The sequence below is a fragment of the Candidatus Thalassolituus haligoni genome, assembly GCF_041222825.1.
Classification (GTDB): domain Bacteria; phylum Pseudomonadota; class Gammaproteobacteria; order Pseudomonadales; family Oceanobacteraceae; genus Oceanobacter; species Oceanobacter antarcticus.
On record NZ_CP139482.1, the window covers coordinates 871,176 to 897,684 of the forward strand.

A 26,509-nucleotide genomic window follows, 5' to 3' on the forward strand; every position below is an offset into this window, starting at 1 on the left:
GAGCAAGAACTCCGGCTTGACGGTTATGCTCAGACACTCAGACCGTGGGTCAGGGCATATTTGATCAGCTCGGCATTGTTGGTCAGATTCAGCTTTTCCAGAATCCGGGTACGGTAGGTACTGACGGTTTTTACACTGAGGAACATGCGGCTGCCAATGTCAGTGAGTGATTCGCCGTTGGCCAGACTTTTGAGAATATCCAGTTCCCGTTCGGACAGTCGTTCGTGAGGATAGCCCTGGTTGGGGGTATCGTCCGTTGCCAGTCTGGCAGACGGGTTCAGCCAGATTCCGCCAGTTACGATACTGCTTAAGGCCAGCTGCAGTTCTTCGTGACAGGCATCCTTGCTCAGATAAGCATTGGCACCGGCTCGATAGGCGGCAGCGGCAAACTGGTCAGGTGGGTACATCGACATGATCAGAATCGGGATGTCGGCGTGGAACTGACGCAACAGCGGGATCTGGTCGAGGGAATTCTGGCCCGCCAGATTGATGTCGAGAATCATCAGCGCCAGTTCAGGTTGCTGCTGCAAACAGGCGCAGGCCTGTTCAATGGTGGCGGCTTCCGCCTGGATCATAAAACATTCGCTTTCGGCCAATAATTTGCTCAGGCCGCTGCGGAATATCGTGTGGTCGTCGACCTGCAATATCGGGTACTTGTTGGACGTTGTCATTGTTTTTCTCCTAAGTCCGACAGGCTGCTAGAGCCTCATGCCGGGTTCCAGCAAGGGCACCGGTTTGCGGTTGCGTTCGTTCAGCGGCAGGATCAGGCACACTCGGGTACCGCCCTCCGGTATCCCTGTGACCGTCAATTCACCATCAAAATCTGCCGCCCGCTCACGCATGAACAGCAGCCCCAGAGAGCCTTCTCTGGCAATGGATTCATGAATACCAATGCCATCATCAAGGATACAGGCTTGTAATTGGTCAGCGTCGGCGCTCAGGGTAACGGTTACCTCGGTTGCCCTGGCGTGGCGCACAACGTTGGTCAGGGACTCTTGTACGATCCGGTAAACCATCAACTCAGCATCGGCCGACAGGCGTGGAATCGGCGACTGGGTCACCAGCTGGCAGGCCAGTTCACTGCGTTGCTGGAACTGGTTCAGCAAACTGTCCAGCGCGGGCTTGAGGCCAAGGTAGGTCAACGTGGTGGGGTAGAGCTGTTCCGATTTGTGGCGGGCAAAGTGAATGCTTTCCTGCGCCAGATTGATGATGTCTTCGGCAATCTCCGCGACATTGGCCGACGGCTGGTGGTTGAGGATACGGGTGGCGTCCATCTTGATGGAAGTGAGCAAACCGCCCAGTACATCGTGAATCTCCCGCGCCATTTCCTGCCGCCGCTGTTCCCGCAACTTGATGGTGTAACGCGTCAGCTGTTGTAACTGGTCGTGGGACTCGCGGAATTCCCGCTCGTATTTCAGTCGTTTGGTGACGTTCACTGCGACACCGGCAATAGCGGGGCGACCTTCGTGCAGGATTGAACGGCCATGTACTTCCAGATCCACCAGATAACCATCCACATGCACCGCCTTGTTGAAATAACGGGTGCTGTTGCCGATGCCCTGGCCAATCCGGTTGTCAATATTGTTGAGCACCCGGTGGATGCTTTCTGGAGCCACCATAGTGGCAATATTTCTGCCTATCGCCTGTTCAGGGGTATGGCCGGTAATGCCAGCAAAGGCGGTGTTGCAATATTTGAGAATGCCATCCTGAATCAGATAGATGCCGACCAAGGATTGCTCCACCAGAACCTGGTAGGGAATCTCATTGATAATACGGCGTTCCAGCTGCTGGTCTCGCTGTGAAGTCATACTGGGCCTCTTTTTTTTGTTGTTTGGCCGATGCGTCTGTCTGTGTTGATCACAGATTACAGGTTTTTTTGTTTAGTAATTCAATAATTGATGTGTCCATCGATCAAATCAGAATATTCCTACAGACCGCCTTCTTTGCCCAATGTACCGTAATTACCAGTTCAAATAACAATAACTCACGGATACCGGAACATGGCTTACCGCACTCCTCTGGATGATTTACGTTTTTTACTGCACGAGCTGGTGGATTTTCCGGCAGCGGTCAGTGATCCCGAGATGATGACCCAGGAGCTGGCGCTGACCATCTGGGAAGAAGCAGGCAAATTTGCCGCTGGCGTATTGTCGCCACTGAATGCTTGCGGCGACCGTAGCGGGCTGTCCCTGGAAGATGGCGTTGTTACCACTCCGGATGGTTTTGCCGCAGCCTGGCAACAACTGATTGCCAATGGCTGGAACAACATGGCTTTGCCTGAAAGCATTGGTGGGCAAGGGTTGCCATGGATGATCAGCACGCTGGCGACTGAGATGTTCAGCTCCGCCAACAAGTCGTTCACCATGTGCCCCGGTTTGACTCAGGGTGCAATTGAAGCCATTTATGCAGCCGGCTCCGATGAGCTGAAACAGAAGTATTTACCGAAAATGGTGGCGGGCGAATGGACCGGCACCATGAATCTGACCGAGCCTCAAGCGGGTTCTGATGTGGGGGCTATTCGTACCCGAGCCATGCCCCAGGCGGATGGTAGCTATCGTATAAAAGGCCAGAAGATTTTTATCTCGTTCGGTGAACATGACCTGGCCGACAACATTATTCACCTGGTACTGGCCCGTACCCCGGATGCGCCTGCGGGTGTTCGGGGTATCTCGTTGTTCCTGGTGCCCAAGTTTTTGGTCAACGATGACGGCTCACTGGGTGAACGCAACGATCTGGTCTGTGCCGCACTGGAACATAAACTCGGTATTCACGCCAGTCCCACCGCCGTGATGGCGTTTGGTGAGCAGGACGGTGCCATCGGTTATCTGGTGGGTGAAGAAAACAAGGGGCTGGCGGCGATGTTCGTGATGATGAACATGGCCCGGCTGGCGGTAGGGATTGAAGGGCTGGCTTCGGCCGAAGCGGCCTTGCAACTGGCCTGGGCTTACGCCCTTGAGCGAGTTCAGGGGGCAACTCCGGCAGAACCAGGTAAACCGGCGGTGATCGCCGAACACCCGGATGTTCGCCGCATGCTGATGCTGATGCAGTCACGGACGCGCGCCATGCGTGCCATGGCGATGGTGATTGCCGAAGCGCAGGACATGCACGAAAACCACGCCGATGCCGAGGTGCGCCAGCAGCAACAGAAGTTTGTTGAGCTGATGATTCCGGTATTCAAGGCCTGGGCGACCGAGTCCGGTGTAGAAGTGGCTTCGCTGGGTATCCAGATCCACGGTGGGATGGGGTTTGTGGAAGAAACCGGTGCTGCGCAAATCTGGCGTGATGCTCGTATCAGCCCGATTTATGAGGGTACGACCGGTATTCAGGCGCAGGATCTGATTGGCCGCAAGCTCTATCGTGACAAGGGCGAAACCTTCGCCCTGCTGGTGAGCCGTATGCGCGAGACGGTGACGGCGATGCAGGGAAATGGGCTGAATACGCTGGCGACAAAACTGGCGGTGGCGATCAACAGTCTGGAAAGTACGGCGGCGGCGGTGATGAAACGCTGTGCCGATGACATGCCGCTGGCACAACTGATGTCGGTGCCATTCCTGATGATGTTTGGTCATGTTGCCGGTGGCTGGTTGCTTGGCCGTTGTGCGCTGGCGGCCCGCTTTCACCAGAATGGTGAAGACTATACCGCTGCCCAACTGGCCAGCTGGTTACAAAGTGCCGATTTTTATTGTCGCTACAGCCTGGCCGAAGTTGCCGGCATGGAGCGGCAGGTGATGAATTATCTGGCTGATGATGCAGATGCCTGTCTGCCGGATATCCCGGAAGTGGGCGACTGAGTCGGTTTATTCCCGTCATCACCAAACCCTGCGGCAGCAGGGTGTTGTCCCCGGCTTTTTTGGTAAGGCCGGTTACTGAATAACAATAAAAAGTAATTACAAAAGGTGTATCTATGAAAATCAGAATGCTGTCTCTGACCGTCGCAGCTGCCTCCATGCTGGCGATGGCTGCGCCATCGGTGCAGGCAAAGACCATTCGTGCGGTCAGTGGTTTTGGCCCAGCCCACGTGCTGGCGACCACGGCTTACCCGAAAATGTCTGAAAAACTGCAGGAATTTACCAACGGCGAGTGGAAAATCCGCGATACCCCATCCGGTCTGCTGTCCATCGGCGAAATGAACGAAGGTCTGAAAAACGGCGTCGCCGAGATGGGCACCATTATCATGCCGTATTTTGCGGCCGACTATTCCGAAAGCGCTTTGGTGGCAGAGTTGTCGATTGTGGGTACTGACAATCGCGCTATTTCCTCTGCGGTGACCGAATACATCTCGACCTGTAATGAATGCCTGGCCGAGTTCAAGGCCAATGGCCAGGTGTATACCGGCAGTGATGCCACCGTAACCTATGAATTGCTGACCACCAAACCGGTGCGCAACAGTGCTGATCTCAAAGGCATGCGTATTCGTACCGCCGGTTCGGTGTTTACCCGTTTTGTCTCGGATATGGGTGGTGTGGCGGTGCAGATGCCTTCCAGTGAGCTGTTTGAAGGACTGTCTTCGGGTGTCCTGGATGGTACTTACAGCTCTACCCCCGACCTGAAAAACTCCCGTCTGTACGACGTCGTCAAGTACGTCACCAATATTCATCAGGGGGTGTTTAACGCCTCGGCCTTCCCCAATGTTGGTAGCAAGCTATGGAGCAAGATGGATGAAAAAGAGCGTCAGGCGCTGGTGCATGCTGCCCAGTACGCCCAGGTCGCCAGTATCTATGGCTGGATAAACACTCTGGAAGAAGCCACTCGTGAAGGCAAAAAAGCCGGTATCCAGTTTCTTGAGCCGGATGATTCACTCAAGGCCAAAGCTGCACAGTTCAAGAAAGATCACCTGGCGACCGTTGCCAAAACCCTGGAAGAACGCGGCGTGAAAAACGCTCAGGCCAAGGTAGATCGTTACATCGCACTGGTTGAAAAGTGGAGCAAGCTGGTGGCCAGTGTCAGCAGTGAAGACGAGCTGGCCGAGCTGCGTTACCAGGAAATCTGGGCCAAGCGAGATCTGAGCCACTATGGCAACTAACACACCGGGTAACTGACTGGCTGAGTGGAAGAGAGATGAAACAACTTGAGAACTGGATTGGCCGACTGACCATCTGGATTGGCTGCACCATCCTGATCCTGATGGTGCTGCAGATTGTGATCGATGTGGCCATGCGCTCACTGTTGGGAGCGGGTTTTCTCGCCACTTCAGAGCTGGTCAGCAAGTACTACATGGTGGCGGTCAGTTTTTTGCCGATCGCTTACGCCGAGATTCGTCGTCGCCATGTCGAGGCCACTATTTTCACCGACAAGCTGCCACCGCGAGCCAAGCTGCTGGTGACTCTGATGGGTTTTATTCTCTCGCTGCTGGTCTACGCCGTGCTCTGCTGGGGCACGCTGGTGGAGGCCATTGCCAACACCAGCAAGGGATCGTATGTGGAGTCGGGGGTGGACATGTTTTACACCTGGCCAAGTTACTGGGTTTTACCGGTGTCGTTCGGATTAATGGTGCTGGTACTGCTGTTGCGCGTGATTACCAGCACCGTCGAGCTGGTCACCAACCGTATTCAGGATCATGGCCATGACCCTGACATGATGAATGTCACCCTGGCCCAGGTGGAGGAATGATCATGGAAATCGAACCGGTCACTATCGGTTTTGCCGCCCTGGTTGGCGTGATGGCGCTGATTATGTTGCGCGTCCCCATTGCGGTCAGTCTGATCACCGTCTCTGCGGTTGGCATTATGGCCATCGTCGGAGCTGAGTCGGCGGTCAGTATGTTATCGAATATTCCCTACAGCTTTGCTTCCAGCTGGACGCTCAGCTCGGTGCCGATGTTCCTGCTGATGGGCTATGTCGCCTTTCATACCGGTATGACGCGGGGGCTGTTCAGCGCCGCTCGTGCCTGGCTGGGCTGGATGCCCGGTGGGCTGGCAATTTCCGCTATTGGTGGTGCCAGCGGCTTTGCGGCGGTGACCGGTTCATCGGTGGCCTGTAGCGCTGCGATTGGCCGGATCGCCATTCCCGAAATGCACCGCATGAATTACGACATTCGCACCGCAACCGGCTCGGTTGCAGCCGGCGGCACCATCGGCGCGCTGATTCCACCGAGTATCTTGCTGATTATTTACGGTATTCAGGCGGAAGAATCCATCAACGACCTGTTTGTCGGTGGTCTGGCGTTGGGGCTGCTGTCGATGCTGTTCTACTTCGCAGTAATCTGGCTGACCTACCTGAGTGCACCGGAGCGTTTACCCGGCGTCGAGAGCACGACCTTCAAAGAAAAAATCAGTGCCAGCATGGACATCTGGCCGGTACTGCTGCTGATCATCGTGGTGTTTGGGGGATTGTTTGGCGGCATCTTTACTGCCACCGAGGCCGGAGCGATTGGTGCCTTTTTCACCATCATTATTGGCCTGAGCCGTAAGGAGCTGAACAAAGAACGCTTTATCGACAGCTGTCTCGATACGCTGCTGTCCAGCGGCGCGCTGTTTATGATCGCAATTGGTGCCAGCCTGTTTACCCGCTTGATCGCCCTGACTGGCCTCTCGTATGAAGTGGCTGACTGGATCGACGGCAACGGCTTCAGTGTGCTGGGTATCCTGTTGGTGATCGTCTTTATCTATCTGGCGTTAGGTATGTTCCTGGAGCCGATTGGCGCGATGTTGCTGACCTTGCCGCTGTTCCTGCCACTGGTGGTTGAACACGGTATCGACAAGGTCTGGTTCGGGCTGCTGGTGGCCAAGTTGCTGGAGATCGGCATGATCACCCCACCGGTGGGGCTGAACGTGTTCGTGATTCACTCGGTGGCGAAAGACTACGCCTCGCTGGAAAAAATCTTTGCCGGGGTATTGCCCTTTATTCTTGCCGACCTGGTGCTGGTGGTGGTGATGCTTATTTACCAAAACTACATGTAACCGTCTGAATCAATGCCCCGCTGTGTGCTGGCGGGGGTCTGACTTACCCCATTTTGTTTGGAGAACCACCTTATGAACGTGGAGAGCTTCGTTCGCCTTGAGGAAATGGAAAACGGCCTGTATCAGCTGGTTCTGGACGCTGCCGATGCCCGTATGAATATCCTCAGCAAGGCCGCCATTGCCAGCCTGGAGCAGGCGATTGCGCAGTTGCCGCTGGCATCGATCAAAGGACTGCTGATCACCAGTGCCAAGGACAGCTTTGTTGCCGGTGCCGACATTACCGAATTCTGTGACAGCTTTGCCCAGAGCGCCGATACCATCTTCGACTACAGCATGAAGGTGCACCGGTTGTTTAATCGGATTGAAGATCTGCCCTTTCCGACCGTAGCCGCTGTTCGGGGTGAAGCCCTGGGTGGTGGTATGGAACTGGCGCTCTGTGCCGACTACCGGGTGGTGACCGAGCAAGCGCGCCTGGGGTTGCCGGAAGTGAATCTGGGCATTATGCCGGGTTGGGGTGGCAGCGTGCGTCTGCCGCGACTGATCGGGGTGGATAATGCCCTGACCTGGATGACTCAGGGGCGGCCGATGAAAGCCGCTGACGCCTTGCGGGCAGGGGTTGCGGATGCGGTGGTCGCCGACGACAAACTCGCCGCTGCCGCCTTGAAAGTCTTGCAACAGGCGGTAGATGGTCGCCTCAAATATCTGCCCCGCCGTGGTCTGAAGACCCGCGCCATGACCCTGAATGAACTGGAACTGGCGATGGCCTGTGACACCGCCGAAGGCATGGTGTCGATGTTCAGCAGTGATCATTATCCGGCCGCACGTACCATTGTGCAGTCGGTGCGCGCCAGTGTGCGGATGAACCGTGAAACTGCCGGTGCACACGAAAGCCGCGACTTTATTCAGCTGGCCAATACGGCCGTATCCCGCAGTCTGGTGAACCTGTTCCTCAGCGATCAGGCCCTCAAACGTAAAAATCGCCAGTATGCCAACACTGGCCAACCGGTCGCCCAGGCGGCGGTATTGGGTGCAGGCATTATGGGAGGTGGAGTGGCTTATCAGAGCGCCTCCACCGGCACCCCGATCTTGATGAAAGACATTACCAGCCAAGCGCTGGAGGCCGGTACGGCCGAAGCCAACCGGCTGATGCTGGGCCAACTCAAACGCAAGAAAATGCAACCGCAACAGGCGCTGGCCACCAGCCAGCGTATTCAGCCAACGCTGGACTACAAGGGCTTTGACCATGCTGATCTGGTGGTCGAGGCAGTGGTGGAAAACCCTAATATCAAACGGGCAGTGTTGGCCGAAGTGGAACAACAGGTTGGCCGTGACTGCGTGCTGGCCACCAATACCTCGACCTTGACCGTCAAGGAACTGGTGGGTGAGTTGCAGCGGCCGGAAAACTTTTGCGGTATGCACTTCTTTAATCCGGTACATCGTATGCCGCTGGTGGAAATTATTCGTGGTGAGCAAACCTCGGATGCCGCCGTCAGCCGGGCGGTGTCGTATGCGCTGGCAATGAAGAAAGTCCCGATCGTGGTGAATGACTGCCCCGGATTCCTGGTCAACCGGGTATTACTGCCCTACGTACACGCCTTCGCCCGGTTGGTAATAGATGGTGTGGATTTCGAACGTATCGACCAGGTGATGGAACGTTTTGGCTGGCCGATGGGCCCGGCCACGCTGGCCGACATCGTCGGTATGGATACCGGTCATCATGCTGAAGGACTGATTGCCGCTGCCTACCCGGATCGTTATCTGACCGGCGTCAAAACCCCGACCGATGCCCTGTTTGCTGCGGGCCGTCTGGGACAAAAAAGTGGTGCCGGTTACTACCGCTATGAAGCCGACAAGCGCGGCAAACTGAAGAAATCCTCCGATCCGGCGGCGCACGACGTTATCCAGTCGGTCGTCAGTGGTTCGCTGCTGCTGACGGACGACGACATTGTTCAGCGCATGATGATTCCGCTCTGTCTGGAAGCGATGCGCTGTCTGGAAGAAGGTATTGCCGATGCGGTTGCGGATATCGACGTGGCGTTGATCAACGGCGTGGGTTTCCCCCGTTATCTTGGTGGAGCGTTTGGCTACATGGACAGCGTAGGGCTGCAAGACTTTGTCAGCCAGTGCGACCACTACAGCGATCTCGGCATGGCCTACCAGCCAACGGCGCGCCTGCGTGATATGGCCGCCGCTGGCCAGTGTTTTTACGCCACAGAATCAGCCACTTCATCCGTCACTTCAGCATCCGCTAACCGGGTTTGAGGAATCAGTCATGAATTTCAAAGACAACGACGTCGTCATTATTGATGCAGCCCGTACTGCGATGGGTCGTTCACGAGGCGGCGTATTCCGCCATGTACGGGCCGATAGCTTGTCCGCACGTCTGGTCGAAGGGCTGCTGGCACGTAACCCGAACTTTAACCCCGAACGAGTCGAAGATCTGATCTGGGGCTGTGTTAACCAGACATTGGAGCAGGGGCTGAACATCGCCAAAGGTGTGGCGATTCTGGCTGATTTGCCTACCGGCATTGCGGCACAAACCGTTAACCGCCTGTGTGGTTCGTCGATGGCCGGTTTGCACACCGCCGCCGCGTCCATTAGCGCCGGTCTGGGGGACACTTTCATCGTCGGTGGTGTCGAGCACATTGGCCATATCGCCATGACCCACGGCATCGACATTAACCCGGAGTTGAGCCGTTCGATCTCCAGTCACTCGATGAACATGGGTCTGACTGCCGAAGCCCTGGGTCGCAAACATAGTGTTAGCCGCCAGATGCAGGACGCCTTTGGCTACCGATCACAACAGCGTGCTCACCAAGCCACGATTGAAGGCCGCTTCGCCAACGAATTGATGGCCATTGACGGTCACGACGCCGACGGTGTGTTGATCGCGGTAACGGAAGACGAAGTGATTCGTGCCGACGTGTCGCTGGAGGGACTGTCGACCTTGCCGCCGGTGTTTATTCCACAAACCGGCACCATTACCGCAGGTACGGCGTCGGCCATGGCGGATGGCGCATCCGCCATGCTGGTGATGTCGGGCAAGGCCGCCCGTGAAGCGGGGTTGCAGCCCATGGCCAGAATCGTCTCGATGGCCGTCGCCGGGTGTGAAGCCGCAATCATGGGTTATGGCCCGGTGCCTGCCACCCACAAGGCGCTCAAGCGTGCCGGTCTGACCATGCAGGACATGCAAACCGTGGAATTAAACGAAGCCTTCGCGGCGCAGGCGATTCCGGTGCTGCAGGATCTGGATCTGCTGGAGGTGGTGGACGACAAGGTCAACCTCAACGGGGGAGCCATTGCTCTCGGACATCCGTTCGGTTGCTCGGGAACACGCATCTCCACCACGCTGCTGAACGTGATGCAACAGCAAGACACCACGCTGGGCCTGGCCACCATGTGTATCGGCATGGGACAGGGAATCAGCACCATCTTTGAGCGTCTGGACTGAGGAGCGGGCTATGTATCAGAAGAACTTTTCCGTCTGGCCACCGGGCCAGCCCGAAGACCTGGAACTGCCAGAAACCACGGTTTACCAGAATTTTGAACACTCGGTGGCCGAGTGTGCCGACAAGCCAGCGCTGGTGTTTTATGAAACCTGTATCGGCTATCAGGAGATGCACAACGATGTGTGTCGCCTGGCTGCCTGGATGGCCACGAGCGCCGGTGTCTGCAAGGGTGATCGGGTGGGTATCTTTTCGCAAAACAGCCCGCAGTATGTGATCGCTTACTACGCTGCTCTGCGCCTTGGCGCAGTCGTGGTGCCAATGAACCCGATGTATGTTGAAGACGAACTGGCGTACTTGCTGGACAACAGTGGGGCGACCTTGCTGTTTGCTGCGCTGGAGCTTCATCACGCGTTTGTCGGGGTGATGGATCGCCGTGATATCCAGGTGGTCGGGATTGAATACAAGGATTATCTGCGTACTGCTACTGACCTGCCGATTCCGGCGGCTATTCGTCAGCAGGATTGCCCACCAGATCTCGACCAGCACCCGCATTTTATCCGCTGGCAGCAGGCCATGTCGTGCACTGCGGAGGTTGCCATGGCCGAGCTGGTGATGGATGACCTGGTGATGCTGCCTTATACCTCCGGCTCCACCGGTAACCCGAAAGGCTGCATGCACAACAATATCAATGTGCAACACGCCTTGCGCGGCGTGTATGACTGGTTCGGTATTGGTCGCGAGGATGTGATTCTGGCGGTTGCGCCGATGTTCCATGTCGTTGGCTTGCAGGCAGGCATGAACACCGCGATGGCACGGGGTAGCACGCTGATTATTCTGCCGCGCTGGGATCGTGAGGTCGCCGCCCATGCCATTCACAATTTTCATGTCACCGTCTGGCCAGCGGTGCCGACCATGGCCATAGACCTGATTAATATGCCGGGCTTTGAGTTGTGCGATGTGTCGTCATTACGGGTGATGTTTGGCGGCGGCTCCAGCATGCCGGAGGCCGTTGCGGCCAAATTGTACCAACTCTGTGGCGTTACCTTCCTGGAAGGTTACGGCATGACCGAAACCTGCTGTCCGGGAACGGCTAATCCGCCCCAGGCCCCGAAAGCCGGTTGTGCCGGTATTCCGGTGTTTAATACCCACTGCCGTATTGTTGATCACGATAGCCTGGCCGATATGCCGGAAGGCGACGTCGGCGAGGTATTGATTGCCGGGCCACAGGTGATGGTGGGTTACTGGCAGGATGAAACAGCCAATAACGACTCTTTTATCGAACTGGATGGCCAGCGTTATTTACGTACCGGTGATCTGGGTTATGTTGATGAATCTGGGTATCTGTTTATCGTGGATCGTATTAAACGGATGATTAACGCCTCAGGTTTTAAAGTGTGGCCAAATCAGGTGGAAGCGGTATTGTATCGCCATCCTGCCATCAAGGAAGTCTGTGTTATTGCTCAAAAAGATCCGAAACGGGGTGAAACCGTCAAGGCACTGGTTGTAGTGGCTGACGAATACCCGGATATTCAGGCCGCTGATATTATCGAATGGAGTCGTGAGCATATGGCTGCCTATAAAATTCCCCGTTTAATACGGTTTGTGGATACATTGCCAAAATCTGGCAGTGGTAAGGTCTTATGGCGCGAAATTCAGGAGGAGGAAAAACGCATTATCCAGATATAACAGTGACAGAGTGTTAATAAACTGGCTGCAGGGCACATCTATAAAATACTGCGCTCGAAATAACAGCGTTAAAAATCGACTCAAAATGCTCATTTATCAATAATGAGCTGCGCTTTTTCGTCGATTTTTGCCTTGTTCTTTTATCGCTCGCTACATTTTTAGATACACCCTGAAGGTCAAGTCATCGGATGAGTCAAGATTACGAGCATATATAGCCCGCAATGGATCGGCTTATCTATTGGCGATGAAACGGATCATTTTATAACGATAGATTTTCTGTCGGGGATTCGTTTGCTTGTTCGATATATATCGAAAGGCGCTGCCTTTCATGATGATGAATATTTAATCAAGATAATAATAAATGAGGATTGTTCATGAAACTGAATCGTAAAGTGATGGTGTTGTCCATGGCGCTGCTGGCCGGTGTTGGTGCTACTGCTGTGCAGGCGGAAGGTGATATTCATAAAGGGCCGAATTTTTCCGGCAAACTGAATGCCGGTATTTTGCAGGCAGGCTCTCGTGACTACGATGTCTGGGCATTCAAGGCCGATCTGGGTGTGGATGGCATGTACATTACCGAAAGTGGCGTGAAGCTGAAGTATCAATTTGTTGCCGACTTTGCCGGTGAGCTGAACGGTGTAGACAGCGGCGGTGAAACCTGGACTTCTGGTGAATCTTCCGACCTGGATAACGGCAATTCTGAAGGCGACGTTGACGTTCATACCGCGCGGATTTTTGTGATTACCGATTATGGTCTGTTCCTGGTAGCTCCTCGTACTATTTCCGGTCAGTGGGCCCAGCTGTACGGTAATGTCGACAAGTTTGAATATAACCGCATGCACGGCAAAACCGGGCCAAGTGCTATTTTTGCGCAAATCGAACAGGCAAACGATGTCGTCGCCTATATCACACCTGAATTTGCTGGTGGCGTCCGCTTTATTGCCGCCGCATTAACCATTGACGATTACAATAAAGAAGACCTTGATGCACTGGTGTGGCGTTTTGTGTATAACAACAAAAAAGGGTTTAATGCCGGTTTGGGTAATGTCATGGTCAGTGACAAGCTGGTGCCGGAAACCTATAACCGTACCGCAGCGACTATTGGTTATGACTTTGGTTCGTTTTCTCTGGGGGGTACCTATGAAATGAACGATAAACACCCCTCCGGTGATTTTGACTCCTATGCGGTAGTGGCAGAAACCAGCCTTTCCCAACGGGTTTCGGCGAGCCTGGGTTATGCCAATAAAAATCATGACAACGACGCCCTGGATAACAGCGGTGTTATGGCCAAGGTGAAATACCAGACGGGTGACAAATCCTACCTGTATGTGGAAGGTGCTCAGTACGATCATTCGGTTAATAACTTTTTGGCAGGTATTAGTGTGAGCTTCTGATTGATCCTGGAAACGCCGCTCAGGTTAATGCTTCAATGTGCATGATGAATATTAATTCATTAACCTTGTTGCTGCGTTGCTGCGAATTACCATCGCTCTCCTTCGTTTGACTCGCGAAAGATGGTTCAGATACAGCCGCTAATATAATGGCCATGCCCGGAAACTTTCCGGGCTTTTTTTGAGGCTGTGTCCAGTCATGATCACGACGAAATTGGCCGATATGGGTAACGCTAATATCGCTATATTATACCCTTAAATTTGCTCGCTCATTGACAGGAAATAATAATGAAAAACATCCTCGGCGCTGCATTTCTGCTGATTGTTGTCTCGCTGGCTAACCAGGTCGCAGCCGCTAGCGGCCCGATCAAGCTCGGGTTGAATTACCCATCAACCGGCCGCTTTTCCTCCGATGGTATTGCGGAGGCCCAGGGGGCCATGCTGGCGGTAGAAGAGATTAATCAAAACGGCGGTATGGCAGGACGTCCCATTGAACTGATAACCGCGAATACCGCCTCGCAACCGGAAAAGGCGATTGACAATGTCCGTCAAATGGCAAAACAGGGCGTCAGTATGGTATTTGGCGGTGTCACCAGCACGGTGACTATTGCGGCAGGAAAAGAAGCGGCTCAGCATGGGCTGCTGTATTTTGGCACCTTGAGTTATGCCAACCAGACGACGGGGGAAGAAGCCCAGCGCTATATGTTCCGTGAGTGTCATAACTCCTGGATGATGGCCAAGTCGCTGGCGGGATACCTGTTGGAGCATCATAGCAAGGATCGGATCGGTTATATCACTGCCGACTACAGTTGGGGCTGGTCGACAGAATCTTCGCTCAGAGGCTTGTCGGGTACGGCCGACAAGGTGGTGCATCCGTCTTTTTTATTACCCTTTCCCAAACCTCGTCACCAGCAAATGGCAGAGACACTGGACGCCGTGCTCCAGAGTGGCGTTGATACCCTGGTCATCACACTGGGCGGGCAAAATCTCGTCGCCATGTTAAGGATGATCAAAAATAATCCTGCTACTGAAAACCTGACGCTTATTGCCACCGCATTTACGTTGGGGATGGCCCGTAATGCCGGGCCTTATCTGCTGGACGGAGTGATTGGTACGGTGCCCTGGAGCTGGAATATCCCCTATGAACTGGGTTACGAAAAAGGCCAGCGTTTTGTTGAAGCCTACGTCCGAAAATATGACCAGTACCCGTCAAGCCCGGCTGCTTCGGCTTATAACATCGTTTATCAATACAAGGATGCCGTTGAACGTGCGGGTACGCTGGACACCGATAGCGTTATCAAGGCGCTGGAAGGTCATCGTTACACTGCGCTCAAGGATGAACAGGTGTGGCGGGCATTTGATCACCAGAATGTACAAAGTGTTTATCTGGTCAAAGGGCGGCCCCGGAATGAAGTTATTCAGGACAAATATCGGGAAAACTTCTTTCAGGTGCTGCAGTCATTTCGTGGTGATGAGCTGGTGCGGAGCTATGACGAGTGGAAAGCCGTGCGTACCAAGGCGGGCAAACCCACGTATCTTGAATAACTGGCTTGCCGGACTGGCCAGCGCAACTGACCCGGACAGCCAGCGCCGCCGGTCTGGGTCAGCTGTCCGGTAATTTTAATATACCGATGGCTCGTCTGACGTTGCCGGTGCCTTCTCCGGGTTGAAACGGCCAACCAGCTCAGCCGAAGATTTCAGCAGCAAACCGGTATCAGTACCGACACCGACAAACATGGCGCCGAGGTCGATATAGCGTTTGGCCAGGGTTTCATCGCCAATCAGAATACCGGGAGCCTTGCCTGCTTTGACAATGCGGGCGATGCAGTCTTCGATCACGGCCTGAACTTCCGGGTGGGCGGGGTTGTTCAAATGACCCATGGAGGCGCTCAGGTCGGCGGGGCCAATAAAGACACCATCAACGCCTTCGACGGTCAGAATGCTGTCCAGGTTGGTTACTCCCAGGGCGGTTTCAATCTGGATCAGCACACAGATTTGTTCATTGGCGGTTTCCAGGTAATCCGCCGTGCGGTTGAACTGGGAAGCACGCGCCAGTGGGCTGCCAACGCCGCGAATACCTTCGGGCGGGTAACGGGTGGCCGCCACCACCCCCGCAGCCTGTTCGGCAGTATCGACCATGGGGGCCAGAATGGTTTGTACACCCAGATCCAGAATTTGTTTGATACGAACGGAATCCGGCCAGACTGGACGCACGATAGGTGCCGTCGGGTAAGGCGCAATGGCCTGCAACTGTTCCAGAATGGTACGCAAATCGTTGGGGGAATGCTCACCGTCGATCAATAACCAGTCAAAGCCGGCTCCGGCCAGCAGCTCGGCGGTGTAGCTGTTGGCAAGACCCAGCCACAGGCCTATCTGGGCACGGTTGGTCGGTACGGCACCTGTGCGGATGGCATTCTTGAAATGATTAATCGGGGCAGGCATTGGAGATTCCTCAACTATGGATCAGATAGACATACCCCGATCATGAGAGAAAGTGGTGGCCGGTTCAAACCATCATTAATGGCAATTAACGAAGCCATTAACGGGATTTACTCTACCCGGCCTCCAATACCCGGCCCCAACACTCGATCTCCGTTACAACACCCGCGTTACAACACCCGCGTTACAACAGCTGCCGATCCAGTAGTCGTACCAGGCCCAATACCGTGGAGGCAAACGGGGTTTCAATTCCGAGCTGTTGCGCCAGATTGCAGAAGGCACCCAGCAAGGCGTTGATCTCCAGGGTTTTCCCCGCTTCCACGTCTTGCAACATGGACGTTTTGAAGGCCCCGAGTTTGAGGGTTTCCTGATTGCGGCAGGCCGGAGTGGTGTCGAGCTGGCAGCCGATACGTGTTCCCACCTGCTGGGCTTCGGCCATGATGTCTTCCGACAACTGCCGGGTGAGCGGGTCGGAGATGATCTGATCGGTGGTGGCTCGGGTCAGTGCTGAAATCGGGTTATGGGACATATTGCCCCACAGCTTGAACCAGATGTCCTTGTGGATATGGTCCGTGGTGCTGGCATCAAACCCGGCACCGGTGAGTAAGTTGGCAATGCCGTCCAGCGCTGCGGAAGGGCCGCCGAGGGCTTCACCGAGAATCATGCGATTACCCATCTTGTGCTGAATCACACCTGGCGTCGGGCAAGTACAGGCCATGTGCAGGACACAACCGATCACCTGTTCAGCGGGCATCAGCGCACTGAGGTGATGATGAGGATCGAGCGGTTCCAGATGCAGCGCCGAGCCGCCTGGCAGCCCGGCACCAAACCACCAGGGAATGCCGTTCATAGCGGTGACAATACGGGTATGGGGCTTGACCAGGTGACGTAATTGCGGCACCAGTCCCGCCAGTGCTGGCTCCTTGACGGCGATAATCACCAGATCCTGTGGCGGCAAGTCACTGGCCTGTGCCACGGCATTCACCGGGAAATACTGCACCGGCTGATTATCTTCGATCAGGCCGATGCCATGCTGTTGCAGTTGGGTCAGCGTTTCGCCTCGGGCAATCAGGTTGACGTGGCAGCCCTGTTGCGACAAACGGGCGGCGATATAACCGCCAATGGCACCGGCCCCCAGAATACATACGTTCATTGGCTATTCTCCTGAATACCTGCGGATGATCCGTTACGGCCGGAAAGCCCGGAGCGGATCTGGCCGCCAATCATTATCGAAATCGAAATCGAAATCGAAACCGAACGCGGACAAGCGGGTGTTGTTGTCCGCGTCACGGCGGTGTGACGGATCTTGTTACGGCTGCTCAACATGATTGACAGCGTGTTGCTGTTCATAAGACAGCGCCTGTTGTTTCAGGTAATTCATTGCCTGGGTAGCATCGACGTTGCGATCTGCAACACTGATCACCCATTCCTCCGGCAAATACGCCAGCCTGTCACGGAAGGCGATTGTTAGCGCGTCTTCTTCGCGTAATTGCAGGATCTTGACCCCTGCGGCACGGGCAGTCTTGTAGCCTTCCTTGTCGCCGGTTTCCCAGGCACGTCCTGCCAGGGCGGACAGCTTTTCACCTGAGACACTGAGAATGGCGTCGCGGTCACGGGGATCCAGACTGTCCATAAACTCCGGGTTGGCAAAGAAGGCAAAGGAGCTGGCGTAGAGACCCTTGGGGATAACCGTGAGTTGCTGGCTGACTTCGCTCAGGCGGGAGTATTTCTGCTCCAGTGCTGGCATAAAGGTGCCGTCGACCACGCCTTGCTGCATCATTTCATACGTTTTTGGGGCAGGTGCTTGTACCGGGGTGACACCCAGACGTTCTGCGATTGGCCCCTGCAGACCGCCACCAATCCGAATTTTCATCTGCGACAGTTCTTCCAGAGTATCAAATCGGTTACGGGTATGAATCTGGGACGGGCCATGGACGAACATCCCCAGTAATTCAAGGCCGTCAAATTCATGGGCACTGGCAAAGTATTTTTCCTGCGTGCGCCACAAAGCAACTGAGGTCGCTTCGGCGCTGTTACTGATATTCGGCAGCTCCGCCACCAATGGCAGTTTGAAGCGCCCCGGAATATAGCCCAGCACACTGAATCCCATATCAACCACGCCATCTTCCACCAGCGCAAACAGCGATTTGGGGTGGCCCATACCGTACTCCAGTTTTACCGTAACACGTCCTTCGGTGGCGTCTTCAACCCATTTGATCCAGGTTGGCCAGACCACCGCGTTTTGCGGGTTGGACGGCGGCAACCAGGTGGCGACGCGGATAGTGGTTTGTGCCTGGACGCTGACAGACAGCAGCAGGCTAAAAAACAAGCTGACAAGATATTTCATGATTCGCTCTTTTACCGTTGGTTATTTTTTATTGTTATGGCGTACCCGACGACAGGTGGTTGCAACCGGGTACTACACTGTCGAACTAACGAGTGTTTCAGGTCTTGAGGGTATTGCCAGTGTTACTGGCTAACCGCTTAGTATCAGTATTTGAACGAGGGATCCTGCTTCTCGACCAGCCGAATAAATGCTGCCAGAGCATCTTCACCGGCACCAAAACGCGGATCGAAATTCAACGAATCTGCGACACAGCGCTCGAGTACATCTTTAGCAATACTTTGCGGCTTGCCCATGCTCAGCGTCGCCAGCTGGCATTCACAGGCACGGTTCACCAGCCACATCAGCGAAAAAGCCTGGGCCAGGGTATGGCCAATAATCACCGGGCCGTGGTTTTTCAGCATCAAGACCGGTTTGTCGCCAGCACTGGCCAAAATGCGATTGCCTTCATCGGCGTGCACGGTAATCCCTTCAAAGTCATGCCAGGCGACCTTGCCGTACAGCTGGGCCGAATAAAAATTACTGTAAGACAGGCCATCTTCAAGACAACACACCGCCAGTGTTGGCGTAGTGTGAACATGCATCACGCAATGACCGTCGGCGACCTGGGCATGAATGGCACCGTGGAAGGTGAAACCGGCCGGATTAATGGGCCAGTCGGAATGACCCATTAACGTGCCGTTGATATCCACTTTCACCAGATTCGAGGCCGTCACCTCGCTGTAATGCAGCCCAAACGGATTAATCAGAAAATATTCAGTGCCGGGAATACGCAGCGAAATATGGTTGTAGATGCCTTCATCCCAGCCCATATAAGCGAACACCCGATAGGTACCTGCCAGCTTGACACGCGCTTGCCATTCTTCTGCACTGAAACGGGTTGGCTTGTTGAAATTGTTTTGGTCACGGATCAAGGCGTCATTCTGCACATCAGTCATGGTGTTACCCCGGTGTAGAGGAGAGGTTATTTTCGTTAGCATGTTAATTATTGACATCAAGGGCGGGTAGACTGATCTTTATGGAAGGGGTTATAGGTAAAGCTGATAGCCTTGTGTTGGCAGTCTGTGCCAGTACTCAGATATGGATGGATCACAAGCGTGAATACCCGACAATTGCTGTATTTGATCACCTGCGCCCGCACCGGCTCCATCGCGGCGGCGGCTCGTGAACTGGATATCGCCCAGCCCAGCATCAGCCAGCAACTGGCCGCGCTGGAACATGAATTAAAAACCCGACTGCTGGAACGCGACCACAAAGGCGTGCGGTTAACAGCGGCAGGACAACGGTTTTTGCCAGTTGCCAGCACGGCCTTGCAACAGCTGGAGGGTGCCAAGGTTGCCTTGCAGGAGTCTGCCGCCGACCCGTTTGGTCGCGTGGTGATTGGTATGACACAACCCACGGGGAACGCCCTGGCAATCCCGTTGTTTGCCGACATTAACCGGCGCTATCCAGGGATAGAACTGGATTTGTACACCGGTTTGTCCAGCCGCTTGTATGAGCAGTTGCGCAAAGGCGAAGTGGACTTGCTGGTGTGCCCGGAAGATGCCAGCTCGCACATGGGTATGGTCAGCGAACCACTACTGACCGAACGCTTGTTTCTGGCGGTGAGCACCCGAGCGGATGGTGATTATGCCCAGCTGGCCAGTCGCGACAGCCTCCGTTTCAGTGAACTGGCCAACTACCAGGTGATGTACACCAGCGAACAGGATTCTTTGGGCTTTAGAGTCGCACAGTATGAGAAACTAACGGGTGTTCGTCTGCAGCGGCAGATACCTTTCGGTCAGCTACTGACCAGCATGCGCTACGTGGCGGAAGGCTACGGTTTGATGATTTGCTCGACGACGGCAGCTTACCCGCAAGTGCGTCAGGGAGAGGTGAAACTGCTCCCGGTGATCGAGCCGGACATGACTCGCCAGATGAACCTGGTATACCTGCACGAATACAAGCAAAACGCCGCGTTTATACGAGTGGTCGAAGCGATCCGGCAGCAGTGCCAGCAGTTGGTGGACGACGGCACCTGGGTAACGACCGAGGCGCCGCGTTAGCGTGAAACCAGGCCGATAGCATACGTTTGATGTCAGCCTGTTGCTGTTTGGTGATGGGAATCACCCGGTAAAAGGAATAGCGGCGTGAGGTACAGCAGCGGTGCGTAGCCAATATCGTCAAACGCCACTACTTTGCCAAGCACCTTACCAAGCAGAGTCGAGTGGTTGCCACCATCGATACGCTGGTCGTTTTTGTACTGAAAACGGGCGGCACATATGATCGGTGATAGACCAGAACAGGTTGCGCCAGGCGACCACCTCGCCCAGTTCGGCACCCACATTACGGAAATCGATTTAACAATCGCGTGGTTCAAATACAGACAGTTTTCCTGAATACGCTGGTACCAGGTACGGGCGTTATCGGCAAAGTCACCATAAAACTCCGGGTTGGCACCCAGAACATCCCCAAAGGCGGCTTTATAGTCGGCAGTACGACCCATCCAGCCATAACTCATACGCGCCCATTCCGCGATGGCATCCCGCTGTTCCAACAATTCCTGTGGTGAGCGGGCGTAACGGAAAAATTTGTGCGTATAACCGCCATTGCCGGTATCCGTCGCCCAGCACAGTTTGTCTTTGGTTTCCTCAGCGTGCAAAGCATCGTACATGGCGGCAACCGACGCAGCGGCATTCTTGAAGGCCGGGTGCGCGGTGACATTCTCGACCCGCTCACCGGCGTAATACACCTCACGGCCATCGTTCAGGCTGGCAAGAAACTCCGCACCATTAAACGGGCGTCCGGTTTGCTGGATCAGACGCAACAGCACATAACTGATCATCGCCATTAAAACCTGCAATTTGACGGCGTTTTCTGACGTACCATAGAACTGTTTGATCTTGAGATTCTGCTTGATCCACTTGAAAAACAATTCAATCTGCCAGCGCTGTTTGTACAAATCCGCAATCGCCAGAGCGCTGCGTTTCAGGTCATTGGTGATGAAGACCAGCTCCTTGTCATCCTGCTGACGATGAAACACGACTCGCCTCAAGGTGCGGCCTTTCAGATACGATCGGGTCTCGATTTTTTCATCGCTCACCACCCCCACGCCTGTTGGCGGCAGAGACTTTGTGACCTTGTAATTCATATCTTTCTTCATCCTGCCCACAAACAGACAGCCCTCATTCACGAGTTTTCGAGCCATGCCCCACCGTTATAAGCACGCTCAAATACGTAAATAGTCCCTTTAAAAACAGAGAGTTGAGAGATGGCGCGGCCATCATTGACCCTGAGTGATGACTTCTCGACGGCCTTTCTGTCTGGCCAAGCGGGACAGCAAGCGAAAGAACAGCACGTAATACACCCGCGTGGAGCGCTTTTGATTGGCATCGGCCAGTGTGCTTTTGCGGACGGGCTTCAGGCTCAGGTGGTACAGACGGCAGGATTGAACATCGAGCTGTTCAACCAGCCTTCGCAGAGAGGAAGCACCACTCAGCTGACCCACCAGCAAGGCCACAAATTGCCCCCAGCATGACAAGGTTCGTGTGCGTTTGTCGGCTTGGTATTGATCGACGGTTTTCTGAAATTGATGACGAGGGATGACGTTGAGTCGCTGTGCCAGCACGGTGTTAGCCTGTGCCAAGCCCGGTTCCTCTGAATGATGTCTGTGAGAAGCTTCATTTTACCGGAAACGGCATGGGAACCGGGCTTCTTTCTTTTGGCGGGTCAGTTAACCGGACAGTAGTGGGCGTAAACCGCTGTATCGGATAAAACACTTGATCCATTGAAGATAGGTCTTCTCTGTTCTGAGGCTGCATCCATTCAGCCGCATGAATCTGGAGACTTGATTGATGAAAGGTCTTTTGCTCATGCTTCTGCCTCTCTCTATAAGTCTGTATGTATGAACAGTATAATCAAGTCGGAGAGAAAATCCATGCGCGTATTTCCAGAGAGCTTGCGCATTTTTTCGGTTGGTGTTAGCGTAACCTCATGAAATACCTGCCCTCCTTTCGCAACAAATCGTGCCACCAGAAAAACGCGCATGCGCATGAATAAACTGTTATGTGTTTCTTGCGGGGATGTGAATCGCGTTGAAGATGAGGGTAATCGAGGTTCTAGTAGTTATATTCATTTTATTAACTTTAAAATACTTGAGACTCTATATCTCCCATAACTTAATAATAAATCTAAAAAAACTTCTAATTCTTTATCAATGCCTATAAAAACAATAAGATAACACCCATCTCCTGTTACCTTAAACGCTTGATTTACTAGGTTTTGTTGTTTTAAAAACTCATCAAACTTCACGAAGTCTCTTGTATCCATGAAAACTGTTATAAAGTGTTGCTTAAGATTATCTTGCTTGATGGTGTAACCCGATATAATGCCTAAGTCTTCCATCTGTTTTACACGGGTTGCCACAGCTTGTCCTGTTAAGTGAACTTTCTTTCCAATATCTTGCCAACTCATTCTGCCATTTTGCTTAAGGCAATCCAGTATTTTTGTATTCATCTTATCCAAAGTATTAATCCTTTCATAATGTAAGTAATGGCACTAAATGTCTTTCGTTATGCAATTCTTTAAAAAAAATCCCTCTGTATTATTACTCACTTAATCAATTCTACAGAGAGAAATGAAATGAAAGAAGCACTATTAATTATCGACTTGCAAAATGACTATTTTTGTGGTGGCAAAATGGAACTTGAAGGGGTGGAAGAAGCGTTAAATAAAACGAATGAGTTAATTTCATATGCAAGAACTCATGAATATGAAATATTTTTCATTCAGCATTTTTCTACAAGAGAAGGGGCAACGTTCTTTATACCTGAAACAAAAGGTGTAGAGCTCCATGAAAGTCTGGATTTTACTAATGATACAATTATCAAAAAAAATTATCCAAACAGCTTTAGAGAAACGAGCCTACAAGAACATTTGGACAAAGAAAAAATAAAAGAGTTAATTATTTGCGGTGCAATGACTCATATGTGCATTGAATCAACGGTGAGAGCTGGATTTGATCTTGGGTATAAAATTACATTAGCTTCAGATGCCTGTGCTACTAGGTCATTAAACTATAACCAACAAACTATAAAGGCAAAAGATGTACAATTAAGTTGCATAGCTTCATTAAATGGAATATTTTGCCAAGCTAAATTGGTGAAAGAGATAAACACATAACAAGTTGCTTAAACGGAATAAAAACAGTTGGCCATCGCTTCGCGATTATAGCCAACCATTTTTATCCGCTTAGCAAGGCGTTATTTCAATGCCATTAACTTAAGCCTGTTGAAAGAGATCTCAATCTCCTCCATTGTCACCGGCTAACTCCTGATAACTCGATAAACCAACGTGACTCCTGACCAACTACAGAACATTGTCGGCCATCTCATTGATCAGCTTGAGACCGACATCTTTCGAGAAAAAGCCCGGCGCACCCACTCAGATTTCATTCGTGACCGCCGCCTGCCACTGAAAGATCTGATTCTGCTGCTATTGAGCAACATGACCTCATCGATTGATCATGAACTGTTTCGTTATCTTCCCGAGCAGGACATGCCCGTTTCTGCCGCTGCATTTTGCAAACAACGCGACAAGCTCAACCCGGAGGCACTGGCATACCTCAATCGCCTGATGGTCAATCAAGTGCCAGAACAACGGCGTAACGGATTGCGATGGCTAGCGATTGATGGCACCACATTAAACCTGCCCAACCATGTGTCAACCTGCCAGGTATATTGCCCGATGAGATTAGGAATCTGTATTTGGCGTTGGAATGATAAGATTGACAATGATTGCCAAATAATGTCATCTTGGAAGTGTAGTAGTTGATTGTTTCTAAAAGAAAGGCGGTTTCCATGGCGACAATGAATATTTCTTTACCTGACCAGATGCGCGATTGGGTTGAGTTGCAGATCGACAGTGGTCTTTACTCTAACAACAGTGATTATGTGCGTGATTTGATCCGTAAAGATCAACAGCGCAACCACAAAATTCAAGCGATGCAACAAGCCATTGATGAAGGTTTGCAGAGCGGTACGCCCAAACCGTTCAATAAACAGGCATTTAAGACGCGTATGGAAGAAAGCGTTAAGAATGCGTGAAGCCCTGCTATACCCGCAAGCGGAAGCTGATCTTGAAAGTATTTGGCGTTATACCCAGTCAACGTGGGGTACAGCGCAGGCTAACCGTTATATTGATGAATTTGATGAGAACTTCGCAGTTCTGGCTGATAATCCGCTGATTTGCCGAGAGCGCACGGAATACACGCCCACACTTCGTATTTACCGTCATGCTCACCATCTTATTGTATATGTTCACACCGAGACGACGCTGGAAGTGATCCGTATCCTGCATGAAAACATGGATGTTGATCGCCAACTGAACGTGGACGATCTAACGGAAATGTAGCTAATCAAGGCGTTAGCTTAGGCTCGAATTTCTCCTGCACTCCTTGCTGTATCTGTTGATACTGTTCAATATCCCTATTCAGGGATTGCCCCCGCGTTTGATCAAAATTCTCTAGCCGTTCGATGCGTTGCTGCATGGTGCGCTTAAATCCAGCGGTCGCTATCGCAACGCCAGTGAAGCGGTCAGAGCGGGTTTGCGCTTATTAGAAGAACAAGAAACGGAATATCAGACCAAGCTTGAAGCATTGCGTCACGCTCTGAAAGAGGGTGAAGAAAGTCGAGAAAGCCAGCTAAGCCATGAAGAGCTGATTGCTCAAGCGAAAGCAGGATTACATGACGCTTAGCATTACCTGTTCTGGCAAAGCCTCTCAATACGTGATCAAAATCTATCAAGATACCGCTAAGCAATGGGGCATCAATTAAGCCGATAAATATGATGGCGGCTTGGTCAACACGTTAAGGCTGCTGCAAAATAACCCGCACAGGGATAGGGATGGATGCTCGTTGTTATTGTTGTGATGCAAACCTGATTGTTGTTCAGTGTAATCAATTTTGATTGGCTGGCTGTCGTTATTTTTGGGGGACAGGCAAGGGCAGGGCAAGCAAGGGTGGGAGCCGTATTTATATCGGTGACAAACCCTCCTGCGTGGATATATCCCGGTAGAAGGTGGCTTGCCGCCGATATGGGTGGGGATTGGTGGTCAGTGGTGTTGGTTACTGTACGGCGTCCAGCACTTTGCGGAAGGTGGCAACGTCTTCGGCGCTGAACTGGCCAAATACGTCAGTCTGACGGTCGTTAGCTACTTTCCATAAGGTGGCTGCCTGTTCGATACCGGCGCTGGTCAGGCTGAGAATGTCGTCGCTGGCGGCAATCCATTCTTTGCGTTTGAGGGTGTCCAATGCGGCTTTCAAATCCTGATCCGGCATGCCAATACGTTGTTCCAGTTCACTGGCGGCGAGGCTGCCGAAGTCGTTCAGGGTCATGATCATGCGGGCTTCGATGGTGCGCAGGCCGGTGGCCAGTTGCAGCGGTTGGTAGCTGGCCTGGTAACGCTTCACTGCCTGAATCATCTGGTAGTAGAGGTTGTCGTGCAGACGCTGGGCGTTTTTCTCTTCGCCTTTGCTGGAGGCGTCAGAATCTTTCGGTTTGACTCCGGCGTGGGGTATCACGGCGGAGTAGGCTCCGCCGTGGTACAGCAATGGGGCGCGGCCAATGTCGTCGAAGGCGACGACGTTACCGATCAGAATCCAGTGGTCGCCACCGTCGATACGCTGGTAGTTTTCGCACTGAAAACGGGCGGCACAGTCGGGTAACAGAGGTGCGTTACCCAGACCTTTTTCGTAGTCGATGCGGGCAAATTTGTCGTCGGACGGACGGGCAAAGTGATTCGACAGGTTGATCTGATCGGCGGCCAGCACGTTGACAGCAAAGTGGCTGGCTTGCTCGAAAATATCGACGCTGGCGGAGGTTTTCATGATGCTCCACAGCACCAGTGCCGGGTCGAGGGAGACCGAGTTAAAGCTGTTGGCGGTGACGCCGGTTTGTACGCCGTTCGGGGTGCAGGCGGTAATGACGGTGACGCCGGTGGCGAAGTTGCCGAGGGCGCGGCGGAAGGCTTTGGGGTCGAAGTCGGTGGCGGTTTGTGTGGCTGACATGGTGAGTATCCTGTGCTGGCGCAGTGGTGCGCAGTGCGCACCCTGAGGCGTAAATTTCTTGTTCCTACGCTCCGCGTGGTAATGCGCGGGGCGAATTGGGCCTAGGAGTCTGTCGGGCTTAGGGCTGCTCTACTGCGGTAAAGCTGAATCTGGCTCTTTTTTGAGCAAATTCTGGTTAAGTTAAATAGAACCATTATTCGCCTCAAATTTGCGCAAAAATGGCTCAAACCAGTCTTTCCCTCGCGACGAACGCCTA

At 53.2% G+C, this 26,509-nt stretch carries 26 protein-coding genes; 15 read left to right on the forward strand and 11 right to left on the reverse strand.

The window, feature by feature from the left end; translation table 11 throughout:
- Nucleotides 1-29: 29 nt before the first annotated feature.
- Nucleotides 30-671, reverse strand: a complete 642-nt coding sequence (locus SOJ49_RS03965) for a response regulator (RefSeq protein ID WP_369856933.1) — start codon at nt 669-671, stop codon at nt 30-32.
- A gap of 27 nt (nt 672-698) precedes the next feature.
- Nucleotides 699-1,808, reverse strand: coding sequence for a PAS domain-containing sensor histidine kinase (locus SOJ49_RS03970; RefSeq protein ID WP_369856934.1), 1,110 nt, complete (start codon nt 1,806-1,808; stop codon nt 699-701).
- Between the two features lie 192 nt (nt 1,809-2,000).
- On the opposite strand from SOJ49_RS03970, the gene SOJ49_RS03975 reads away from it, so the two are divergent.
- The 9 genes from SOJ49_RS03975 (at nt 2,001) to SOJ49_RS04015 (ending at nt 14,970) form a co-directional block, all read left to right on the forward strand.
- Entirely contained in the window at nt 2,001-3,791 is a 1,791-nt protein-coding gene (locus SOJ49_RS03975) for an acyl-CoA dehydrogenase (RefSeq protein ID WP_369856935.1), read from the forward strand.
- A 113-nt stretch (nt 3,792-3,904) separates the two neighbouring features.
- Nucleotides 3,905-5,023 (forward strand): C4-dicarboxylate TRAP transporter substrate-binding protein, encoded by a 1,119-nt coding sequence (locus tag SOJ49_RS03980; RefSeq protein ID WP_369856936.1) that lies wholly within the window; start codon nt 3,905-3,907, stop codon nt 5,021-5,023.
- A 35-nt stretch (nt 5,024-5,058) separates the two neighbouring features.
- Nucleotides 5,059-5,610 (forward strand): TRAP transporter small permease, encoded by a 552-nt coding sequence (locus SOJ49_RS03985; RefSeq protein ID WP_369856937.1) that lies wholly within the window; start codon nt 5,059-5,061, stop codon nt 5,608-5,610.
- Between the two features lie 2 nt (nt 5,611-5,612).
- Nucleotides 5,613-6,899, forward strand: coding sequence for a TRAP transporter large permease (locus SOJ49_RS03990; protein ID WP_369856938.1), 1,287 nt, complete (start codon nt 5,613-5,615; stop codon nt 6,897-6,899).
- A 72-nt stretch (nt 6,900-6,971) separates the two neighbouring features.
- The gene (gene fadB / locus SOJ49_RS03995) at nt 6,972-9,161 is read left to right on the forward strand and encodes a fatty acid oxidation complex subunit alpha FadB (protein WP_369856939.1); all 2,190 of its coding nucleotides are present in this window, start codon (nt 6,972-6,974) and stop codon (nt 9,159-9,161) included.
- 10 nt (nt 9,162-9,171) lie between these two features.
- Nucleotides 9,172-10,350 (forward strand): acetyl-CoA C-acyltransferase FadA, encoded by a 1,179-nt coding sequence (fadA, locus tag SOJ49_RS04000; RefSeq protein WP_369856940.1) that lies wholly within the window; start codon nt 9,172-9,174, stop codon nt 10,348-10,350.
- A gap of 10 nt (nt 10,351-10,360) precedes the next feature.
- A complete protein-coding gene (locus SOJ49_RS04005) occupies nt 10,361-12,034 on the forward strand; it encodes a long-chain-fatty-acid--CoA ligase (protein WP_369856941.1) in 1,674 nt (557 codons plus the stop codon).
- A 374-nt stretch (nt 12,035-12,408) separates the two neighbouring features.
- Nucleotides 12,409-13,428 (forward strand): hypothetical protein, encoded by a 1,020-nt coding sequence (locus SOJ49_RS04010; protein WP_369856942.1) that lies wholly within the window; start codon nt 12,409-12,411, stop codon nt 13,426-13,428.
- Nucleotides 13,429-13,713: 285 nt separating this feature from the next.
- Nucleotides 13,714-14,970, forward strand: a complete 1,257-nt coding sequence (locus SOJ49_RS04015; protein ID WP_369856943.1) for an ABC transporter substrate-binding protein — start codon at nt 13,714-13,716, stop codon at nt 14,968-14,970.
- A gap of 75 nt (nt 14,971-15,045) precedes the next feature.
- Here SOJ49_RS04015 and hpaI read toward each other — a convergent pair whose 3' ends face one another.
- The 4 genes from hpaI to SOJ49_RS04035 all read right to left on the reverse strand — a co-directional run bounded on the left by hpaI (nt 15,046) and on the right by SOJ49_RS04035 (nt 19,146).
- Nucleotides 15,046-15,867 carry a 4-hydroxy-2-oxoheptanedioate aldolase gene (gene hpaI / locus SOJ49_RS04020; protein ID WP_369856944.1) on the reverse strand — a complete coding sequence of 274 codons (822 nt, stop codon included), beginning with the start codon at nt 15,865-15,867 and terminating at the stop codon, nt 15,046-15,048.
- Between the two features lie 181 nt (nt 15,868-16,048).
- Nucleotides 16,049-17,017, reverse strand: coding sequence for a ketopantoate reductase family protein (locus tag SOJ49_RS04025; RefSeq protein WP_369856945.1), 969 nt, complete (start codon nt 17,015-17,017; stop codon nt 16,049-16,051).
- A 156-nt stretch (nt 17,018-17,173) separates the two neighbouring features.
- Entirely contained in the window at nt 17,174-18,211 is a 1,038-nt protein-coding gene (locus tag SOJ49_RS04030; RefSeq protein ID WP_369856946.1) for a TRAP transporter substrate-binding protein, read from the reverse strand.
- A gap of 143 nt (nt 18,212-18,354) precedes the next feature.
- Nucleotides 18,355-19,146 (reverse strand): class II aldolase/adducin family protein, encoded by a 792-nt coding sequence (locus tag SOJ49_RS04035; protein WP_369856947.1) that lies wholly within the window; start codon nt 19,144-19,146, stop codon nt 18,355-18,357.
- Between the two features lie 159 nt (nt 19,147-19,305).
- Between SOJ49_RS04035 and SOJ49_RS04040 the strand changes: the two genes are divergently transcribed.
- Entirely contained in the window at nt 19,306-20,253 is a 948-nt protein-coding gene (locus SOJ49_RS04040) for a LysR family transcriptional regulator (RefSeq protein ID WP_369856948.1), read from the forward strand.
- Nucleotides 20,254-20,285: 32 nt separating this feature from the next.
- Here the strand turns inward: SOJ49_RS04040 and SOJ49_RS04045 are convergent, their stop codons facing one another.
- The 4 genes from SOJ49_RS04045 to SOJ49_RS04060 all read right to left on the reverse strand — a co-directional run bounded on the left by SOJ49_RS04045 (nt 20,286) and on the right by SOJ49_RS04060 (nt 22,702).
- Nucleotides 20,286-21,338 (reverse strand): 4-hydroxyphenylacetate 3-hydroxylase N-terminal domain-containing protein, encoded by a 1,053-nt coding sequence (locus tag SOJ49_RS04045; protein ID WP_369856949.1) that lies wholly within the window; start codon nt 21,336-21,338, stop codon nt 20,286-20,288.
- Between the two features lie 132 nt (nt 21,339-21,470).
- A complete protein-coding gene (locus SOJ49_RS04050) occupies nt 21,471-21,833 on the reverse strand; it encodes a DUF4372 domain-containing protein (protein ID WP_369856950.1) in 363 nt (120 codons plus the stop codon).
- Between the two features lie 87 nt (nt 21,834-21,920).
- On the reverse strand, nt 21,921-22,061 hold the full coding sequence (locus SOJ49_RS04055) for a phage integrase N-terminal SAM-like domain-containing protein (RefSeq protein ID WP_369856951.1): 141 nt from the start codon (nt 22,059-22,061) through the stop codon (nt 21,921-21,923).
- Nucleotides 22,062-22,318: 257 nt separating this feature from the next.
- Nucleotides 22,319-22,702 (reverse strand): Lrp/AsnC family transcriptional regulator, encoded by a 384-nt coding sequence (locus SOJ49_RS04060; RefSeq protein WP_369858030.1) that lies wholly within the window; start codon nt 22,700-22,702, stop codon nt 22,319-22,321.
- 126 nt (nt 22,703-22,828) lie between these two features.
- On the opposite strand from SOJ49_RS04060, the gene SOJ49_RS04065 reads away from it, so the two are divergent.
- The 5 genes from SOJ49_RS04065 (at nt 22,829) to SOJ49_RS04085 (ending at nt 24,941) form a co-directional block, all read left to right on the forward strand.
- Nucleotides 22,829-23,368 (forward strand): cysteine hydrolase family protein, encoded by a 540-nt coding sequence (locus SOJ49_RS04065; RefSeq protein WP_369856952.1) that lies wholly within the window; start codon nt 22,829-22,831, stop codon nt 23,366-23,368.
- A 171-nt stretch (nt 23,369-23,539) separates the two neighbouring features.
- Nucleotides 23,540-24,019, forward strand: a complete 480-nt coding sequence (locus tag SOJ49_RS04070; protein ID WP_369856953.1) for a hypothetical protein — start codon at nt 23,540-23,542, stop codon at nt 24,017-24,019.
- A gap of 26 nt (nt 24,020-24,045) precedes the next feature.
- Nucleotides 24,046-24,291 carry a type II toxin-antitoxin system ParD family antitoxin gene (locus SOJ49_RS04075; RefSeq protein ID WP_369856954.1) on the forward strand — a complete coding sequence of 82 codons (246 nt, stop codon included), beginning with the start codon at nt 24,046-24,048 and terminating at the stop codon, nt 24,289-24,291.
- Entirely contained in the window at nt 24,284-24,598 is a 315-nt protein-coding gene (locus SOJ49_RS04080) for a type II toxin-antitoxin system RelE/ParE family toxin (protein ID WP_369856955.1), read from the forward strand. The genes SOJ49_RS04075 and SOJ49_RS04080 overlap by 8 nt, the downstream gene beginning before the upstream one ends.
- A gap of 127 nt (nt 24,599-24,725) precedes the next feature.
- Nucleotides 24,726-24,941 (forward strand): type II toxin-antitoxin system ParD family antitoxin, encoded by a 216-nt coding sequence (locus tag SOJ49_RS04085; protein ID WP_369856956.1) that lies wholly within the window; start codon nt 24,726-24,728, stop codon nt 24,939-24,941.
- A gap of 370 nt (nt 24,942-25,311) precedes the next feature.
- Here the strand turns inward: SOJ49_RS04085 and SOJ49_RS04090 are convergent, their stop codons facing one another.
- Nucleotides 25,312-26,253, reverse strand: coding sequence for a p-hydroxyphenylacetate 3-hydroxylase reductase component (locus SOJ49_RS04090; protein ID WP_369856957.1), 942 nt, complete (start codon nt 26,251-26,253; stop codon nt 25,312-25,314).
- Nucleotides 26,254-26,509 lie beyond the last annotated feature (256 nt).

Excerpts from the sequence above, each read along its gene's own strand:
- SOJ49_RS03965 (WP_369856933.1), bottom strand. The coding sequence starts at position 671 with ATGACAACGTCCAACAAGTACCCGATATTGCAGGTCGACGACCACACG.
- SOJ49_RS03970 (WP_369856934.1), bottom strand. The coding sequence starts at position 1,808 with ATGACTTCACAGCGAGACCAGCAGCTGGAACGCCGTATTATCAATGAG.
- SOJ49_RS03975 (WP_369856935.1), top strand. The coding sequence starts at position 2,001 with ATGGCTTACCGCACTCCTCTGGATGATTTACGTTTTTTACTGCACGAG.
- SOJ49_RS03980 (WP_369856936.1), top strand. The coding sequence starts at position 3,905 with ATGAAAATCAGAATGCTGTCTCTGACCGTCGCAGCTGCCTCCATGCTG.
- SOJ49_RS03985 (WP_369856937.1), top strand. The coding sequence starts at position 5,059 with ATGAAACAACTTGAGAACTGGATTGGCCGACTGACCATCTGGATTGGC.
- SOJ49_RS03990 (WP_369856938.1), top strand. The coding sequence starts at position 5,613 with ATGGAAATCGAACCGGTCACTATCGGTTTTGCCGCCCTGGTTGGCGTG.
- fadB (WP_369856939.1), top strand. The coding sequence starts at position 6,972 with ATGAACGTGGAGAGCTTCGTTCGCCTTGAGGAAATGGAAAACGGCCTG.
- fadA (WP_369856940.1), top strand. The coding sequence starts at position 9,172 with ATGAATTTCAAAGACAACGACGTCGTCATTATTGATGCAGCCCGTACT.
- SOJ49_RS04005 (WP_369856941.1), top strand. The coding sequence starts at position 10,361 with ATGTATCAGAAGAACTTTTCCGTCTGGCCACCGGGCCAGCCCGAAGAC.
- SOJ49_RS04010 (WP_369856942.1), top strand. The coding sequence starts at position 12,409 with ATGAAACTGAATCGTAAAGTGATGGTGTTGTCCATGGCGCTGCTGGCC.
- SOJ49_RS04015 (WP_369856943.1), top strand. The coding sequence starts at position 13,714 with ATGAAAAACATCCTCGGCGCTGCATTTCTGCTGATTGTTGTCTCGCTG.
- hpaI (WP_369856944.1), bottom strand. The coding sequence starts at position 15,867 with ATGCCTGCCCCGATTAATCATTTCAAGAATGCCATCCGCACAGGTGCC.
- SOJ49_RS04025 (WP_369856945.1), bottom strand. The coding sequence starts at position 17,017 with ATGAACGTATGTATTCTGGGGGCCGGTGCCATTGGCGGTTATATCGCC.
- SOJ49_RS04030 (WP_369856946.1), bottom strand. The coding sequence starts at position 18,211 with ATGAAATATCTTGTCAGCTTGTTTTTTAGCCTGCTGCTGTCTGTCAGC.
- SOJ49_RS04035 (WP_369856947.1), bottom strand. The coding sequence starts at position 19,146 with ATGACTGATGTGCAGAATGACGCCTTGATCCGTGACCAAAACAATTTC.
- SOJ49_RS04045 (WP_369856949.1), bottom strand. The coding sequence starts at position 21,338 with ATGAATTACAAGGTCACAAAGTCTCTGCCGCCAACAGGCGTGGGGGTG.
- SOJ49_RS04055 (WP_369856951.1), bottom strand. The coding sequence starts at position 22,061 with ATGAGCAAAAGACCTTTCATCAATCAAGTCTCCAGATTCATGCGGCTG.
- SOJ49_RS04060 (WP_369858030.1), bottom strand. The coding sequence starts at position 22,702 with ATGAATACAAAAATACTGGATTGCCTTAAGCAAAATGGCAGAATGAGT.
- SOJ49_RS04065 (WP_369856952.1), top strand. The coding sequence starts at position 22,829 with ATGAAAGAAGCACTATTAATTATCGACTTGCAAAATGACTATTTTTGT.
- SOJ49_RS04075 (WP_369856954.1), top strand. The coding sequence starts at position 24,046 with ATGGCGACAATGAATATTTCTTTACCTGACCAGATGCGCGATTGGGTT.
- SOJ49_RS04080 (WP_369856955.1), top strand. The coding sequence starts at position 24,284 with ATGCGTGAAGCCCTGCTATACCCGCAAGCGGAAGCTGATCTTGAAAGT.
- SOJ49_RS04090 (WP_369856957.1), bottom strand. The coding sequence starts at position 26,253 with ATGTCAGCCACACAAACCGCCACCGACTTCGACCCCAAAGCCTTCCGC.